This window comes from Guptibacillus hwajinpoensis (genome assembly GCF_020524165.1).
Lineage (GTDB): Bacteria > Bacillota > Bacilli > Bacillales > Guptibacillaceae > Guptibacillus > Guptibacillus hwajinpoensis_D.
Genome location: NZ_JAIVKU010000002.1, coordinates 127,027 through 142,424 on the forward strand (window position 1 = coordinate 127,027; position 15,398 = coordinate 142,424).

General features: G+C 41.5%; 14 protein-coding genes. 9 read left to right on the forward strand and 5 right to left on the reverse strand.

The genetic code is table 11. The features are described from left to right. Window positions 1-20: 20 nt before the first annotated feature. Window positions 21-1,364: an AMP-binding protein gene (locus LC090_RS02325; protein ID WP_425590617.1), complete on the reverse strand. Its 1,344-nt coding sequence runs from the start codon at window positions 1,362-1,364 to the stop codon at window positions 21-23. Window positions 1,365-1,654: 290 nt separating this feature from the next. On the opposite strand from LC090_RS02325, the gene LC090_RS02330 reads away from it, so the two are divergent. Continuing rightward, complete coding sequence (locus LC090_RS02330) at window positions 1,655-2,482, forward strand: alpha/beta fold hydrolase (RefSeq protein WP_226654879.1); 828 nt, start codon at window positions 1,655-1,657, stop codon at window positions 2,480-2,482. A 92-nt stretch (window positions 2,483-2,574) separates the two neighbouring features. On the opposite strand, the gene LC090_RS02335 is transcribed toward LC090_RS02330, so the two are convergent. The 4 genes from LC090_RS02335 to LC090_RS02350 are packed head-to-tail and all read right to left on the reverse strand — an operon-like array spanning window position 2,575 to window position 6,649. Beyond that, entirely contained in the window at window positions 2,575-3,672 is a 1,098-nt protein-coding gene (locus tag LC090_RS02335; RefSeq protein ID WP_226654880.1) for a GerAB/ArcD/ProY family transporter, read from the reverse strand. A 15-nt stretch (window positions 3,673-3,687) separates the two neighbouring features. Beyond that, complete coding sequence (locus LC090_RS02340; protein WP_226654881.1) at window positions 3,688-4,779, reverse strand: GerAB/ArcD/ProY family transporter; 1,092 nt, start codon at window positions 4,777-4,779, stop codon at window positions 3,688-3,690. A gap of 27 nt (window positions 4,780-4,806) precedes the next feature. After that, window positions 4,807-5,022 carry a hypothetical protein gene (locus LC090_RS02345; RefSeq protein WP_226654882.1) on the reverse strand — a complete coding sequence of 72 codons (216 nt, stop codon included), beginning with the start codon at window positions 5,020-5,022 and terminating at the stop codon, window positions 4,807-4,809. A gap of 37 nt (window positions 5,023-5,059) precedes the next feature. After that, window positions 5,060-6,649, reverse strand: coding sequence for a spore germination protein (locus LC090_RS02350; RefSeq protein WP_226654886.1), 1,590 nt, complete (start codon window positions 6,647-6,649; stop codon window positions 5,060-5,062). Between the two features lie 149 nt (window positions 6,650-6,798). Between LC090_RS02350 and LC090_RS02355 the strand changes: the two genes are divergently transcribed. The 8 genes from LC090_RS02355 to LC090_RS02390 all read left to right on the forward strand — a co-directional run bounded on the left by LC090_RS02355 (window position 6,799) and on the right by LC090_RS02390 (window position 15,392). Beyond that, window positions 6,799-7,995: a Ger(x)C family spore germination protein gene (locus LC090_RS02355; protein WP_226654888.1), complete on the forward strand. Its 1,197-nt coding sequence runs from the start codon at window positions 6,799-6,801 to the stop codon at window positions 7,993-7,995. A gap of 74 nt (window positions 7,996-8,069) precedes the next feature. Further along, window positions 8,070-8,441: a hypothetical protein gene (locus LC090_RS02360; RefSeq protein ID WP_226654890.1), complete on the forward strand. Its 372-nt coding sequence runs from the start codon at window positions 8,070-8,072 to the stop codon at window positions 8,439-8,441. A gap of 665 nt (window positions 8,442-9,106) precedes the next feature. After that, the gene (locus LC090_RS02365) at window positions 9,107-10,126 is read left to right on the forward strand and encodes a TRAP transporter substrate-binding protein (protein WP_226654892.1); all 1,020 of its coding nucleotides are present in this window, start codon (window positions 9,107-9,109) and stop codon (window positions 10,124-10,126) included. A 13-nt stretch (window positions 10,127-10,139) separates the two neighbouring features. Then, window positions 10,140-10,682 (forward strand): TRAP transporter small permease, encoded by a 543-nt coding sequence (locus LC090_RS02370; protein ID WP_226654895.1) that lies wholly within the window; start codon window positions 10,140-10,142, stop codon window positions 10,680-10,682. Between the two features lie 14 nt (window positions 10,683-10,696). Beyond that, a complete protein-coding gene (locus tag LC090_RS02375; RefSeq protein ID WP_226654897.1) occupies window positions 10,697-11,974 on the forward strand; it encodes a TRAP transporter large permease in 1,278 nt (425 codons plus the stop codon). A 47-nt stretch (window positions 11,975-12,021) separates the two neighbouring features. Then, window positions 12,022-13,050: a C-terminal binding protein gene (locus LC090_RS02380; protein ID WP_226654899.1), complete on the forward strand. Its 1,029-nt coding sequence runs from the start codon at window positions 12,022-12,024 to the stop codon at window positions 13,048-13,050. Window positions 13,051-13,074: 24 nt separating this feature from the next. Further along, the gene (locus tag LC090_RS02385; RefSeq protein ID WP_226654901.1) at window positions 13,075-14,127 is read left to right on the forward strand and encodes a TRAP transporter substrate-binding protein; all 1,053 of its coding nucleotides are present in this window, start codon (window positions 13,075-13,077) and stop codon (window positions 14,125-14,127) included. A 14-nt stretch (window positions 14,128-14,141) separates the two neighbouring features. Next, window positions 14,142-15,392 carry a lactate racemase domain-containing protein gene (locus LC090_RS02390; RefSeq protein WP_226654903.1) on the forward strand — a complete coding sequence of 417 codons (1,251 nt, stop codon included), beginning with the start codon at window positions 14,142-14,144 and terminating at the stop codon, window positions 15,390-15,392. The last annotated feature ends 6 nt before the right edge of the window (window positions 15,393-15,398 follow it).

Sequence of the window (15,398 nt, forward strand, 5' to 3'; positions counted from 1 at the left end):
CTGTTTTTGTGGTGATTTTTCTAGATAGTGAAATGAGGTGACGCCGAAGTTCGATGGTCAACGATGCGTTTTGCTTTTCCTTCAGAACGAGGAATGGATTTTGGTGGTTTTAAGTTCACATCTACAGATATAAGCGCTTTCATTTTTAGTGTCTTGCTAATACGATTTGTGAGGTCGATGGCCAGGGGGTGTGTAAAGTCTTCCTTTCCTGACAACCTTCCATAGAATTCTTCACATACCTCAACATGCAAAGTCACATGATCCAGATGCCCTTTTTTCTGCAAGTGAATTTGATAATGAGGAACGAGTTCATCCAGGTCACAAATATATCGTTCAATCTCAGAAGGAAACACATTGATACCACGGATAATGAGCATATCATCAATCCGCCCCTTCACTCGACTCATTCGTGTAGTCGTTCTCCCGCAGAGACACTGGTCTCTTGTAATGGATGCGATGTCACCTGTGCGATAGCGAATCGTTGGCAGGGCTTCTTTCGTAAGACTTGTGAAAACAAGTTCTCCATATTGCCCGTCATCAAGTGATTCGAGCGTTTCTGGATTAATCACCTCAACTAGAAAATGATCATCGGCGATATGGAGTCCGTCCTGACATTCTAAGCATTCCATCGCAATGCCGGGTCCCATGACTTCGCTGAGACCGTAAATATCAGATGCTTTTAACTGGAATAATTTTTCGATTTGAAACCTCATTTCTTCAGACCAGGGCTCTGCTCCAAGGATGGCATATTTTAAAGAAGTTGTAGCTGGATCAATCCCTTGCAGCATCATTGCTTCACCTATATTTAGGAGATAAGAAGGCGTGGAGCATATGATCTTAGGATTGAAATCTTGGATGAGGGTGATTTGATTGGCGGTATTCCCACCTGAAATCGGAACAGTTGCGCAACCGAGTTTTTCAGAACCTGCATGGAGTCCGAGGCCACCTGTAAAGAGGCCATAACCGTAGGCGTTATGAAGAATATCTCCTTTTTGGCCGCCTGCGAGTGCGATGGACCTTGCGACGATGTCTGCCCAGTTTTCAATGTCGTTCTTTGTGTATGCGACTACAGTTGGTTTTCCGCTCGTTCCGGAAGAAGCATGGATACGAATGATGTCTTCCATGGGGCAAGCGAGCATATTGAAAGGGTAGTTCTCTCTTAAGTGTTGTTTTTTGGTGAAAGGAAGACGGCGCAGGTCGTCTAGTGACTGGATATCATCCGGGGTCATATGTACCTCTTTAAACGCTTCATGATAGAAAGGGACGTTGTGATAAGCATTTGTAACGGTGCGTTTTAAGCCTTCTAATTGGTGGGCATACATTTGCTTCGTATTCCACGTTTCTCGTTCTGAATAAATTGCCATACGGTTGCCTCCTTGTATGATACAAATTAAACGACTGTGAGAATTAGTGTCATATTAAAGGTACCTTTTTATGGAAGAGGGGTCAATGGGAGTTAGCGGAATTGTGTCTTTGGTCGTAGGTTCGCGAGTCGCGGGTGCCTGTCACCGCCCGATATTTGGCTTTATTTGTCGAGTGATTTCTTCCTCTTATTTCGAGCATAATGGATGTAAAAAGAGGGGTTTGCAAAATGGTAGCGAACTTTGTAGTGGATACACCATAACAAAATTCATATTAAGGGAGAGGGTTACCCGTGTCGTTTATTGAAGTGAACGAAACACCGCTCTATTATGAAGATTATGGTCCAAAGGATGCACCAGTTTTGGTTTTTAGTCATTCGCTGTTTTTTAACTCGGACATGTTTCAACATCAGGTAGAGCATTTTTCAAAAGATTATCGAGTGATTTGTTATGATCACCGCGGGCAGGGGAATAGCGGTCGTTCTTCTTTAGAGTACCTCGAAATGGATACGCTTACAAATGATGCGGCAGCGTTGATTGAAGGTCTTGGTATTGAGAAGTGTCATTTTATCGGAAACTCAATGGGAGGCTTTATTGCGCTAAGGTTGGCGGCAAGAAGGCCGGACCTGCTTCATTCGTGTGTCGTTCTAGGGAGCTCTGGTGAAGCTGAATATAAGAAAGAAGAATTCCAGCCGCTCGTTACTCAGCTTCAGAAGAACGGTGCGGAAGAAGTACTTGATACATTGATGTACATCATGTTTGGTGATGCCTCGCTTGGCTCGATGGCGTTCGAAAGGGAACGAAACACTTGGCGTGATTACATGAAGAAACTTGATTCATCGATTGGTGACGCAGCTCACCAGGTGATTCATCGAAAGAGTGTGCTTGAAGAGTTAGAAGGCGTCACGGTACCCGTTCTCGCGATTGCTGGAGAACAGGATCATGCCTATTCGATTCAGCTTTCTGAAAACATTGCGAAGAAGGTTGAGAATGGACGTTGTGAAGTCGTTGGAAAAGCAGGTCACTCCGTAGCACTTGAGAAGCCTGAGGAAGTGAACAAACGTCTCGAAAGGCATTTTGTTAGGATGAAATCCAAGCTCGAACGAAGGGCTAGAATCTGATAATTGACCTTGTGAAGAGGCATATTGAAAGCCTTCTATCTCGTTAAGATAGGAGGCTTTTTATGTTTGAGGAGAACCCAGATAAGAACCATTCATTTTTGTGCCCGCCACTGTTTAACGTGCATCACTAGAAAAAGAAGAAGGGGAATCCCTACCTGAAAGGGAAGATGGAGATAATATGGTACGACATTTAATCCGACCTGGATATGCTCTAGATAATTTCTTTCGATTAAAATGGAAGTAACGAGCGCTGCGCACGTAATGATCACCGTTAGCGTTTTCCATCTTTTTATTGAAAAAGCGGTGGAAAGACTGATGGCAGATCCAAATAAAAAGACGATGATTTTGATAAATCCACCGATCATTAGGATCAGAATGGCGATGGGATCAAGACGTTGAATAATGTCCTGGATATTGATTTTTCCGACCGTGTCCAGTAGGGGGAAAGTGGAACTTGCTGCTTGAAAGGCGCCCATTACGCCGATTTGAAAAATGATCGTGATGGTAAGGATGATGCCACTTAGAAGGATCGCGTACATACCTATTTTTTGACCCTCACTTTTTTCGTATAAAAAAGGTAGAAACATCGTGAACACAACCATTTCTCCAAATGGAAAGGTGAGCACCAGTGGAAAAGCGGTTTTGAGTACGGGGCTCCATCCATCCTCAAGAACGGGGAGCAAATTTTCGATGTGAAACAGGTTGGACACTAAGATTAACCCAATAAAAACGACACCTAAAGACATGACGATGGCAAAGAAAATTTCTGCGGAGCGTCCAATTACTTCAATACCTAGCAAGCCTCCATAAAGAATAATCACGCTAATGAGAAGGTTGATAACGAACAAAGGGGTTTGGCTCAACGTTGAGGTGACAATGAGCTCCCCAAAGTCTCTTAGTACTCTTGCTCCAATATAAATGAAATAAAAGCTATAAAGAATTGCGATGATTTTACCCGGCCATTTACCAAGAATTTTTTGTGCATACTCGGATAAGGGGAGATCAGGGTAACCTTTAAATAATGAAGCGTATATTAAAAATAAAAGAAATCCTCCACTCATTCCTAATAAAATGGTTATCCACGCATCTTGTCTCGCCTCCATCCCAAGGCCGACGACAATCGAGCTTCCTAGTTCAAATAACACCATTATGGAAAATAATTGCTTGGATGATAATTTCACGGTCCCCATGATGATCCCCCTTCCTTACACTTTATGAGCTTTCTTTTTGACCCTGGCGATAAGGATTAATAGGAGTGGAAGTATGATACAGATTGTAAAGCTATATGGAATCCAGGAGGTTGTTGCAATTTCATTCGCATAGGTATCGTTGGGAAAGACAACTAATGATAGAACGAGCAGGATGATGCCCAGTGGAAAGGTCAGGATGCGGTATTCTTTCACACCAAGGACCTGTGCAAACCCTATCGTTGAGGCGTAGAAAAGCACAACCAGTTTAAAAAAGATCGTTAGCATCCAAATAATCGCCACAATTACTTCAATGCGTTGAACAAAGTTGCCGAAACTAATCTTTTTTCCAAGAATGTAACTTGGATGCGATTGAATAATGGTTCCGTTCACACCGAGAACGAGAAGGCAGGCAAAAGTGATTGTAAGTAAGATGAGTCCCCCGACTAATGTCCCTAAAAAGAGACTTTTTCCTGTTTTTTTTGAACGGATGGCAGGAGAAATCATTAAGAAAACAATGAGCTGCAAATAAGGAATGCTCATTGAAAGAGTTGCCCCGTTCCAGATTGGTTTTACCCCATCTTCCATAACCGGTAGTAAATTCGTGAATTTGACATCTGGTAAAGTGAAAAGCATCCAAAGAAAAAATAGTCCAATGACCCAGGGAAAGAAAATTTCTCCGCATCGAACAATCGTTTCAAGACCAAGTCGCGTTGCGAAAATAACGAGACTGATAAAGAGAATGCTAATGACTTCGATCGGTGATTCGATTAGGATATGGGTCGTTAAAAAATTGACTAAATCCCAGACGACCGTAGAAGCGAGGATAAAAAAGAAGCTAATATAAACGAGTGACAAAGCTTTTCCTAATCCTTTTCCGAGAATGACTTCACAACTTTCAAGTAAGGTTAACGAAGGGGTTTGTTTTGAGAGCGCATTAAATAATAGGATAACAAGAAGACCTCCAGTTAGGCCAACGATTCCAGCGATCCATGCATCTTGTTCCGATGCTGCGGCTAGTCCTGAGGGGATGATGAGAATGGAACTCCCGATTGTAAATAGAATCACGATAATGGTGAATTGTGTAGCTGATATTTTTGGAGGTTCCACATTTTTCACCATCCCTTTTTGAGTTGATTATTGAAAAAGAAATTGAACCGGTTTAAAAAGAACCGTAATAAAATCGAAGGGTGTTGGCAGCTCATATTCAAGGATCTGAGCAATGGATAATCCGAATGCGATGACGAGGGTGATGGAGAAAATCCAGCTATCCTTCTTATGTTTTTTTAATAGAGGGCGCTCGAACAATACGATTGCTACGATGGCGACACATAGACCAATGATCTGCCACATGTTATTTTTCCTTTCGAGGGAGATGACGTTTGGAAACTCAATTGGATTCAGGATTAGGCTGCTTTTCTCGAACTTTGTCCTTGGGTTTTAGAAAGGTTGGTCGTGTAAACATTCGAGACATGGGCGTACGGAAAATAACATCCTTTTGGTCTTTTAATTTAAATGGTGCCATTGGCGACATATAAGGGACCCCGAATGAGCGAAGGCTACAGAGATGAAGAATGATGGCAATCAAGCCTATAATCATACCGAACAATCCAAATGTTGCTGCAAGAAACATGAGAGGAAAGCGCAACATTCGAACGGAAATCGCCATGTTAATCGCAGGCATAACGAAATTACTGATGGCCGTTAAAGAAACTACGATAATCATGGCAGAAGACACAATGCCAGCTTCCACGGCAGCTTGTCCGAGTACAAGCGCTCCAACGATGGAGATGGCAGATCCAATGGCTCGAGGCATCCGTACACCTGCTTCACGTAAAATCTCGAAGGTTAGCTCCATCAATAGTGCTTCGATTAACGCCGGGAAAGGTGTTCCTTCCCTTTGTGCAGCTAGACTAATGAGAAGTTGGGTTGGAAGCATTTCTTGATGGAAAGTTGTGACGGCGATATAGGCTGATGGTGTAATTAAAGCTAGGAAAAATGAAAGGAAGCGCATCATTCGAATCAGAAAGCTCACATCGAAGCGCTGATAATAATCTTCGCTAGATTGGAAAAATTGAACAAAAACAGCAGGCACCAGGAGAGCAAACGGCGTGCCGTCAATAATAAGTCCAATGCGTCCTTCCAATATTCCGGCTGCTAGTGTATCAGGACGCTCTGTATTAAAGATTGTAGGGAATGGGGAATACGCCTTATCTTGAATGAGTTCTTCAATATAGCCACTTTCAAGAATGGCATCGATGTCTATTTGGTTCAGACGTTGCCGAACTTCTTCCACGATCTTATCGTCAGCTACACCATTTAAATAAATGAGTGCGACATCTGTTCTCGTCTTCTTTCCAATAGGTTTTGTTTCAATCCAAAGATTTGGATCCTTGATTTTCCGACGAACTAAAGCTGTATTTGTACGAAGGGTTTCAGAAAAGCCATCTTTAGGACCCCGAATGACCGTTTGGGAAGAAGGTTCGTTTATTCCTCGATCTTCCCATCCTTTTGATCCAATTGAAAATCCTTTTGTATACCCTTCTAAAATAAGCACCGTATCGCCAGAGAGAATGTGTTGAAAAAGGGAGTCAAAGTCTCCTATTTCGTTTATTTCGCCGTTTGCAAGAGCGAAATTTTTTAAAATCGTCTTCGTGTCCAAATGTTCGGCACCTTGATCGGAAATCTCAGTATCTCGAATCGTAAGCATTAGGGGTTTGATAATAAAGTCCTGTACGAAATTTTTATCAGCTAACCCTTCTGTGTAGATTACGGCGAGAGAAATGGTGCCATCTGTTCCTGCGACTATTTCTCGAATTACAATGTCGGTACTTCCACCTAATGTTTCTTTCACTTCTTTTAGATTTTCTTTTAGGTTAACGGACAAGTAAGTTGTCTGATTCGTAGGCTTAGAATCAGGCTTTTCTTTCATGTTCGCTCTCTTTTTCTTCATATCTGTTAATTTACGTACATATCTCATTGTAAAAAAACCCCTCAATTGCTCTCTTCGGTCTATTTTTCAACTTCTTCGTTCATTTTATTCAGATAGAAGCAAACAATTAGATGAATGTAAATGCCTCTTTTAGAAGACGATAACGGTTAAAGCAGGCTCGCGATAGGAGACATTCTATGAAAAGGACCCTATATCAATTAGTTAGTGGGAGTTTGATTCTTTTTCTACTTAGTGGCTGTTGGGATGCGAATGAATTGAATGAGCTAGCGATTGCGGTCGCTTATGGCATTGATAAAGTGGATGAGGATTATCTGGTAACAGCACAGGTAGTTAATCCTGGAGAAATTGAACAGGCTGGTGGATTCACAACCCCGGTCACAGTTTATCAAGAAAATGCAGACACCTTACTTGAAGCATTTAGAAGAATGACAACCATTGCCCCGCGAAGAATTTATGGTTCGCATTTACGGATACTAGTCATTGGAGAAGAACTTGCGAAAGAAGGCATTGGAGATGTCATTGATCTGTTGTCACGAGACCCGGAGATTCGGAATGATTTTTATATCGTTGTGTCTAGAGATGTGATGGCTGGTGACACGCTTCAAGTGTTAACCTCGCTTGAAGATATCCCGGCGAATAAACTATATGCGGCGTTAGAAACGTCTGAGAAAAATTGGGCCCCGACGCTAACTGTGACGCTTGATCAGCTCTCAGCGCATTTAATGGAGGGAGGGATGGAGCCGATGTTAACCGGAGTTGAAGTGAAGGGGAAGGTTTCTACGGGTGAAAGTAAAGAGAACGTGACTCATATTCAGCCTCAAACCCAACTGCAATATCATGGCACAGCGGTTTTCAGGGAGGATAAGCTGGTTGGATGGTTAAATGATCCTGAAAGTAAAGGAGTTCACTATGCCCTGAATCGAGTGAAAAGCACAATTGTCGTCGTTCCTTGTGAAAATGGAGGAAAAGCGGGGATTGAATTGATTGATACAGACGCAGAATTGAAAGCGAAGGCCATCAATCACCAACCTTATGGAAGTATCAAGGTTCAAGTAGAAGGGAAAGTTTCTGACGTTGAATGTCGGCAGCTAGATTTATCGAAAAAGGAAACCATTTCTGACCTAGAAAAGAAAACGGAAAAAGACATTGAGGGAAAGATACACGAGGCATTAACCGTTACGCAGGGCGAGTACGAGTCGGATGTTTTCGGATTCGGAAAAGCGATTCACCGGTCAAGTCCAGCATATTGGAAAACGGTTGAAAAGAATTGGGATCAACACTTTAAGGATATGCAAGTAGATGTAAACGTGGACGTGACAATTCGAAGAACGGGAACCATCGGCAATTCTCCTCTTAAACGGATTGAGGAGTAGCAGTCTGAATAACTTTGCGCTTCTTGTTCCATACTAGATCCAAAGTAAGGCAACTTGTCAGGAGGGTACTGTGCATGTGGAAGATGCTAACAAGTGGTTGGAGTTTAGTGATAGCGGCGATTCTGTTACTCACTTTCTCCTCAAGAGCAAGAACGGGAGCAAAACAAGCGATCGTGAAAGGGGCAGGGGCGACAATTGATCTTTCCAATCAATTCAGAGGAAATGGATCAAAAGCGGGAAAACCAGCCAGTGCAGAGGATAATGAAGTAAGATACCCTCCGTATGTTGGTTATGAAACAAGTAAGGGTTTAACTGAAAAAGCGGGTAAAGCCACTCCGATTCGCAAAGTGAATCCAACTCGGTTTAAGAACGCAAAGAATGTGATGAATGATGAAAAAATGCCTCATCAAATGGCTGAGATCGCTGAGGAGTTTGATTTGTTTTAATGGTGCCTGTCACCGCTCGGTTTATGGGTGGATTTGTCGTATAATGAGGTTAGAATGAAGGGTCACCAGCGCCACTAAGAAGGAAAAATCACTAAAAATATGATTGAAACTTGTTAATCAAACGTTTAATTAATAGTGAAAGCAGTTGAGGAGCCTTCAGTTATGGAGGCTCTATTTTGATAAGCAAATTTAGCATTTAGAGGGGATTCAAACTAATCTTCATATCAGTGATCAGGACATAGATAAGATTAAAACAATTAGTATGTCATCTCTAATTGCACAAAAATTCGAGCTGTTTTATTGATTCAACCTTGTTGAATACGGAGGGAAACCAACGATCGAAGATTGTCGAATAAATATGATGAGAGTCCTTTAAAAGTAGAGCTCTATTATGTTGTTTATCAATAATGTACTACCCACTTTGATTGAAATAATTACATGCAATCAAGTCGAGAAAAACGAATACAAAATAAATAATTAGAAAATTTGAAATAATTTGTTGACATGCAATGGGATCTTCATTACCATAATTACCAAGAGGTTTCAAAACTAAGTTTTATAATATAAAACAAATGGTTTATCGGCGGATAAAATGTATCCGCTTTCATATTGCGGATAAATCAAAACTGCGTTTTATAATATAAAACAAAATGGAGGTTATAGGGTTGAACAAATGGTTGGTAGGGGTAGGGTCAGTTGTTTTCTTATCTGCTATGTTTTTGACTGGGTGTAGTGAAACAGAAGTCGGGAGTAAAGGTGAGGAAGTTAAAACGATAAAGGTAGCTAATTATTTTGCATCAGACCATCCACAAAACATCGCTTTAAAAGAAAAATTTAAACCGATCGTCGAGGATGAAACAGGTGGGGCATTGAAGGTAGAGATTTACGATAATAGTCAGTTAGGTGCTGAACAGGAGTTCTACGATGGAGTTCGTAATGGAACGATTGAAATGGGAATTCCAGGGATGATAATGCAATCATCTATTGAGAAGCTTGGAGTGACGGAATGGCCATTTTTGTTTAAGGATTATGAGCATACCAAAAAAATATTGAATGGGCCGATTGGTGATGAATTGCTAGAGGATCTCGAAAAAGAACATGGTGTTCACCCACTTGCGTGGAGTGCTAATGGGTTTCGAATGTTTTCAAGTAATGAAGCAATTGATTCTTTGGAAGACTTTGAGGGAATGCGTCTTAGAATGCCCAACATTGAACACTACATAAACCTTGGAAAAGCCCTTGGTGCTACGGTAAGTCCGATGCCTATATCAGAGGTTTTTACTGCACTTGAACAAGGAGTTGTAGATGGACAGGATAATCCGATAGCTACACTAAGAGCATCAGGATGGTATGAAGTACAGGACTATGTGCTTGAATCACGCCATATGTTTAGCCCGAATCTCTATATTATTAATAGCGAAGTTTGGGAAGGTTTGACAAAAGACCAGCAAACAGCTGTTGAGAAGGCAGCAAAAGAAGCGGCTGCATATGAGTTCAATCTGATGGAAAAGCAATATGATGAAAATAAAAAATTCCTTGAGGAAAATGGCATGACGTTCGTTACTCCTGATGAAGCATTTAAGAGTGAAATGGAGAAAGCGGCAGATCCGCTATATGACGAGTATTACGAGAAATACCCATGGGCTGAGGATCTGGTGAACAAGATCAAAGCAGAAGTGAAATAAGAAGGCGGGATGAATGATGAAGAAAGTAGGAAATATTTTCAACCATATCTTGAGTATAGGGATTTCATTTTGCTTGATTGGGATGGCCGTTCTAGTTTTTGGAAACGTAGTACTTCGATACGGATTTAATTCAGGGATTACCTGGTCTGAAGAAATGTCACGATTTCTATTTGTTTGGCTCGTCTTTCTTGGGGCTATCGCAGCCTTTAAAGATAACATGCATTTAGGAGTCGATCTGGTGATAAACCTGCTGCCTGAAAAGGTAAAAAAAGTAGTTTTTGTAATCGGTAATGCATTGGTCCTATATGTTCTCTGGCTCCTACTGAATGGTAGTTGGAAAATGACACTATTAAATATGGAAAGTTTAGCTCCTGCGACTAAGCTACCGCTAGGTGTTGTGTATGCTGTAGGAATTGTAACGAGTATCGTGATGGCGGGAATTGTCTTTAGGAACTTGTATGTCGCCTTTTTCACCAAAGACAAATCAAATGCCTTTGCATTAGTTCCTGATCATGCCAGTGAAGATATAAATAAGCAGAAGATAGAAAACTTATAAGTAGGAGGTAGACTATGGCCCTGGGAGTTTTTTTAGGATCCTTATTCGGTGCTCTTGCTCTGGGTGTACCGATTGCATTTGCTCTGATTCTTAGCGGTGTCGCGTTAATGTTTATGATGGGAAGTCTTGATAGTCAAATCATTGCTCAGAACTTAATTAATGGAGCAAATAATTTTGCATTAATGGCCATTCCGTTCTTCATTTTAGCTGGTGAATTAATGAACGCCGGTGGCATTTCAAAACGAGTTGTTAACTTTGCTATGACATTAGTAGGCCACATTCGTGGAGGATTAGGATATGTTGCCATTATTGCAAGTGTTTTATTTGCTGGGTTATCGGGTTCAGCAGTTGCCGATACTGCAGCACTTGGGGCGATCTTAATCCCAATGATGATTGCTAAAGGATATAACAAAGGGCAATCGACGGGCCTTATTGCTTCTGCTGGAATTATTGCTCCTGTCATTCCTCCGAGTATTCCGATGATTATTTTTGGAGTAGTGAGTGGTGTATCAATTACAAAGTTATTTATGGGAGGAATTGTACCAGGCATATTGATGGCTACTGGATTAGTAGTTGTTTGGACAATAATGTCTAGAAGAGATAAAAGTGAGCTTCCAAAAAGGAAGAGTACGAAAGAAATATTAGTTGCAATTCGAGAAACTAGTTGGGCTTTAATGCTACCCGTTATTATTATAGGGGGAATTCGAGGAGGTATTTTCACACCGACTGAAGCATCAGTCGTAGCGGTCTTTTACGCATTGTTTGTAGGAATGGTCGTCTATCGAGAGTTAAAAGTGAAAGAGCTCTATAATGTATTCCTTGCATCTGCTAAAACAACAAGCGTCGTTATGTTTGTAGCAGCGGCAGCGATGGTGTCAGCTTGGTTAATTACAGTAGCTCAAGTACCAATGGACATGGCGAATATGCTGGGACCATTAATCGATAAGCCGATGTTGTTAATGTTGTTGATTACGCTATTGATTCTAGCAATCGGCCTTGTTATGGATTTAACGCCTGCGATCCTGATTTTTACCCCTGTGTTAATCCCTGTAGTGAAAATGGCAGGAATTGATCCAGTCTATTTTGGCATCGTCATGGTTATCAATCTTTGTATTGGTTTAATTACCCCGCCAGTTGGAACTGTGCTTTATGTAGGTTGTGGGATTAGTAAGATAGGCATTTTGGAATTAACAAGAGGGATATGGCCATTTCTATTAGTTCATGTCATCGTCTTAATCCTACTCGTACTATTCCCAGCGATCGTAACCGTTCCACTTGAATGGTTTATGTAGTCTTTTTTTGAAAGCGCTTTATTGATTATGAGGAAGGAGAAGGTTACTTGAAAAAGTTTAAAGTGGTTGTCACGGATTGGGAATTTGAAGATCTACGATATGAAGAAGCTATTCTAGATCATGATGATATCGAACTTGTCCGAGCGAACTGTCAATCGGAAGAAGACGTGATTGATGTATGTAAAGATGCTGATGGGATCATAAATCAATATGCTCCGATCGGAAGAAAAGTGATCGAGAAGCTCGATAAATGCAAGGTGATCACGAGATATGGCGTCGGTATTAATACGATCGATAGCGAGGAAGCAACAAAGAAAGGGATCTGCGTAGCAAACGTTCCTGATTATTGTATAGACGAGGTTTCAGATCATGCACTTGCCCTTCTTTTAAACTGGTCAAGACAAATTACGTGCGCTCATCAAAATGTGAAAAATAAGAAATGGGACTTCAAATTAACTAAACCGATTTATCGTTTGAAAGGGAAGATTCTCGGATTAGTAGGGTTCGGGAAAATTCCTCGCGCTCTTGCTGAAAAAGTGAAGCCCCTCGGTCTACGAGTTATTGCCTATGACCCCTACTATCCAGAGGATAAGGCAGCCGAAGATGGAGTTTCTTTAGTGTCATTAGATCAACTTTGTAAAGAGTCAGACTTCATTTCGATTCATGCTCCTCTAACAGAACAAACACAGGGGTTAATGAGCAAAAACGAGTTTGGAACGATGAAAAAAACCGCGGTGATCATCAATACTGCGAGAGGACCTGTCATCGATGAAGAAGCTTTGATTGACGCTCTTTCCAGTGGTGAAATTGCCGGAGCGGCACTCGATGTGATTGAAAATGAACCGATCGATCATGATCACCGCTTACTCTTGTTGGAAAATGTCATCTTGACCCCACATATGGCGTGGTATTCCGAAGAATCCGAAATGGAGATGCGTTCAAAAGCCGCATTAGGAGTGAAGGAAGTATTACTTCATAATCAATACCCCAGATACCTTGTCAACATGGAAGTGAAAAACAAACTTGGTTTGAACGAGTCTGAGAATGAAGATTCGTATGCACTGTTATCTAAATAATAATAACAATTGGGAGGAAACAAAATGAAAAACTGGGCCAAAAAAGTGACGATCGGGTTGTTGAGTGCTAGTTTACTAGCGTTGGGTGCCTGTAGTGGGACGGAAGATTCAGCATCATCAGGAAACGCGGCAAGCGATGGGATACAGGAACGTGTAATAAAAGCAGGAATTGGGCTGAATGAAGATCATCCAGAAGGTCAGGGTCTGATAAAGTTCAAAGAACTAGTTGAGGAAAAATCTGGTGGGAAAATAACGGTTCAGAATTACTTTGCGGCGCAGTTAGGTGATGATATGCAGATGACTGAAGCGTTAAAGGCAGGTACTCAAGAAGTCACTATCCCTTCTACATCACCTCTAGTTGGGATGGTAAAAGAATTTGGAATTTTCGACTTTCCATTTATTTTTAATTCGGGAGAAGAAGCTGATGCTGTGCTTGATGGTCCAGTTGGTGACCAGGTACTTGAAAAGCTAGCTGAACATAACCTGGTCGGATTAGGCTATTGGGAAAACGGATTTCGAAATTTAACAAACAGTAAACACCCTGTAGAAAAAGTAGAAGATTTTGAGGGGTTGAAAATCAGAACGATGCAAAATGAAGTGCATCTGGATGCATTCAAGGAATTAGGAGCGAACCCTACTCCGATGGCGTTTTCGGAAGTTTTTACAGCTCTAGAAAGTAAAACGGTTGATGGGCAAGAAAACCCTTTTGCGACGATCGAGTCTAACAAGTTCAATGAAGTACAGGAGTATTTATCAGTTACAAATCATGTCTATACGCCATTTGTATTCCTGATGAGTAAGAGTTTCTGGGATAAACTTTCTGACAAGGAAAAGGAAATCGTACAAGATGCAGCAATAGAAGCTGGACAGTACCAGCGTAGCTTGAATCGAGAAGAAAACCAGAAATCTCTTGAGCATTTAAAGGAAGCTGGAATGAAAGTGAATGAAGTTAGTGACGATGAAAAGAAAAAAATTCAGAAGAAAATTCAGCCTGTAATTGATAAGTACGCTGATAAATTCGGAAAGGATCTTTTTGAAGAAATGAATACGCAGCTTGAGGAAATAAGAAGCGAATAATGGAGGGGATTTAAATGGAAGTTGTCAAACAGTTGCTTCAAGATATTAAGCTTCCTTCCATGGTAAAAGTGAGGCAGCATTTCGATGCTCCAGAAATCGAGGATGTTCAAAGTGAAGTACACAGAGCCATAGGCATCGCCGATGTGTTAGCAAAGATTGACAAGGGAGATGAAGTCGCGATTGCTGTAGGCAGTCGAGGTGTTGCTGATATTCCTCTGCTCACAAGAGAAGTAGTAAATGCTGTGAGAAGCGCAGGTGGACATCCATTTATTGTTCCAGCAATGGGGAGTCATGGAGGAGCAAGGGCGGAGGGGCAGAAGAGTGTACTTGAACACCTTGGGGTGACAGAGGAATTTAGTGGAGCTGAAATTCGCTCTAGTATGGAAGTGGTAAAGATCGGCGAGCTTTCAAATGGACTTCCCGTATACTTTGACAGGCATGCTTATGAAGCAGACAAGGTTATCGTGATCAATCGTATTAAACCTCACACTGCTTTTAGAGGCGATATTGAGAGCGGTTTGCTGAAAATGATAACAATTGGACTCGGTAAGCAAAAGGGAGCTGAAGCGGCTCATTCATATGGATTTAAATATATGGCTGAACACGTTCCGGCGATGGCGAAGATCGCGCTTGAGAAGTGTCCGATCATATTCGGACTCGCCTCGATCGAAAATGCGTACGATCGACCGGCGAAGATCATCGCTATTCCATCCGAGCGTTTATTAGATGATGAACCAGAGTTGTTACTTGAAGCGAAGCGTTTGATGCCGAGAATTAAGTTCGATCCATTGGATGTGCTCGTCGTCGAAGAATTAGGTAAAGATATTTCTGGAGATGGAATGGATCCGAATATCAGTGGACGGTTTCCTACCCCATATGCCAGCGGTGGCGTCCTGGCATCTCGTGTCGCTGTCTTAAAATTAACGGAGAAAACGCATGGGAATGCGAATGGAATTGGGCTTGCGGATGTGATTACGAAGGAAGCGTTCGAACAGATCGAACTTGAAAAAGGGTATGCGAACGCTCTGACGAGTACGGTTGTTGATACGGTGAAAATACCGATGATGCTTGAGACCGAAGAGCTTGCGATTAAAGCCGCAATAAAAACGTGTAATGCATTTGATTTAGAGGCGATCAGGATGGTTCGTATAGAAAATACTTTGGAACTACAAGAAATCTGGATCTCAGAGTCTCTCGTGCCAGAAGCAGAAAAGATGAGAGATATTACGATATTACAAGATAGTATCTCTCAGGTAAATTCTTAATCAATA

Bases quoted from the DNA above. Each gene is read 5' to 3' on its own strand.
- LC090_RS02325 (WP_425590617.1), bottom strand. From the start codon at position 1,364: ATGGCAATTTATTCAGAACGAGAAACGTGGAATACGAAGCAAATGTAT.
- LC090_RS02370 (WP_226654895.1), top strand. From the start codon at position 10,140: ATGATGAAGAAAGTAGGAAATATTTTCAACCATATCTTGAGTATAGGG.
- LC090_RS02335 (WP_226654880.1), bottom strand. From the start codon at position 3,672: ATGGGGACCGTGAAATTATCATCCAAGCAATTATTTTCCATAATGGTG.
- LC090_RS02345 (WP_226654882.1), bottom strand. From the start codon at position 5,022: ATGTGGCAGATCATTGGTCTATGTGTCGCCATCGTAGCAATCGTATTG.
- LC090_RS02355 (WP_226654888.1), top strand. From the start codon at position 6,799: ATGAAAAGGACCCTATATCAATTAGTTAGTGGGAGTTTGATTCTTTTT.
- LC090_RS02350 (WP_226654886.1), bottom strand. From the start codon at position 6,649: ATGAGATATGTACGTAAATTAACAGATATGAAGAAAAAGAGAGCGAAC.
- LC090_RS02375 (WP_226654897.1), top strand. From the start codon at position 10,697: ATGGCCCTGGGAGTTTTTTTAGGATCCTTATTCGGTGCTCTTGCTCTG.
- LC090_RS02390 (WP_226654903.1), top strand. From the start codon at position 14,142: ATGGAAGTTGTCAAACAGTTGCTTCAAGATATTAAGCTTCCTTCCATG.
- LC090_RS02385 (WP_226654901.1), top strand. From the start codon at position 13,075: ATGAAAAACTGGGCCAAAAAAGTGACGATCGGGTTGTTGAGTGCTAGT.
- LC090_RS02360 (WP_226654890.1), top strand. From the start codon at position 8,070: ATGTGGAAGATGCTAACAAGTGGTTGGAGTTTAGTGATAGCGGCGATT.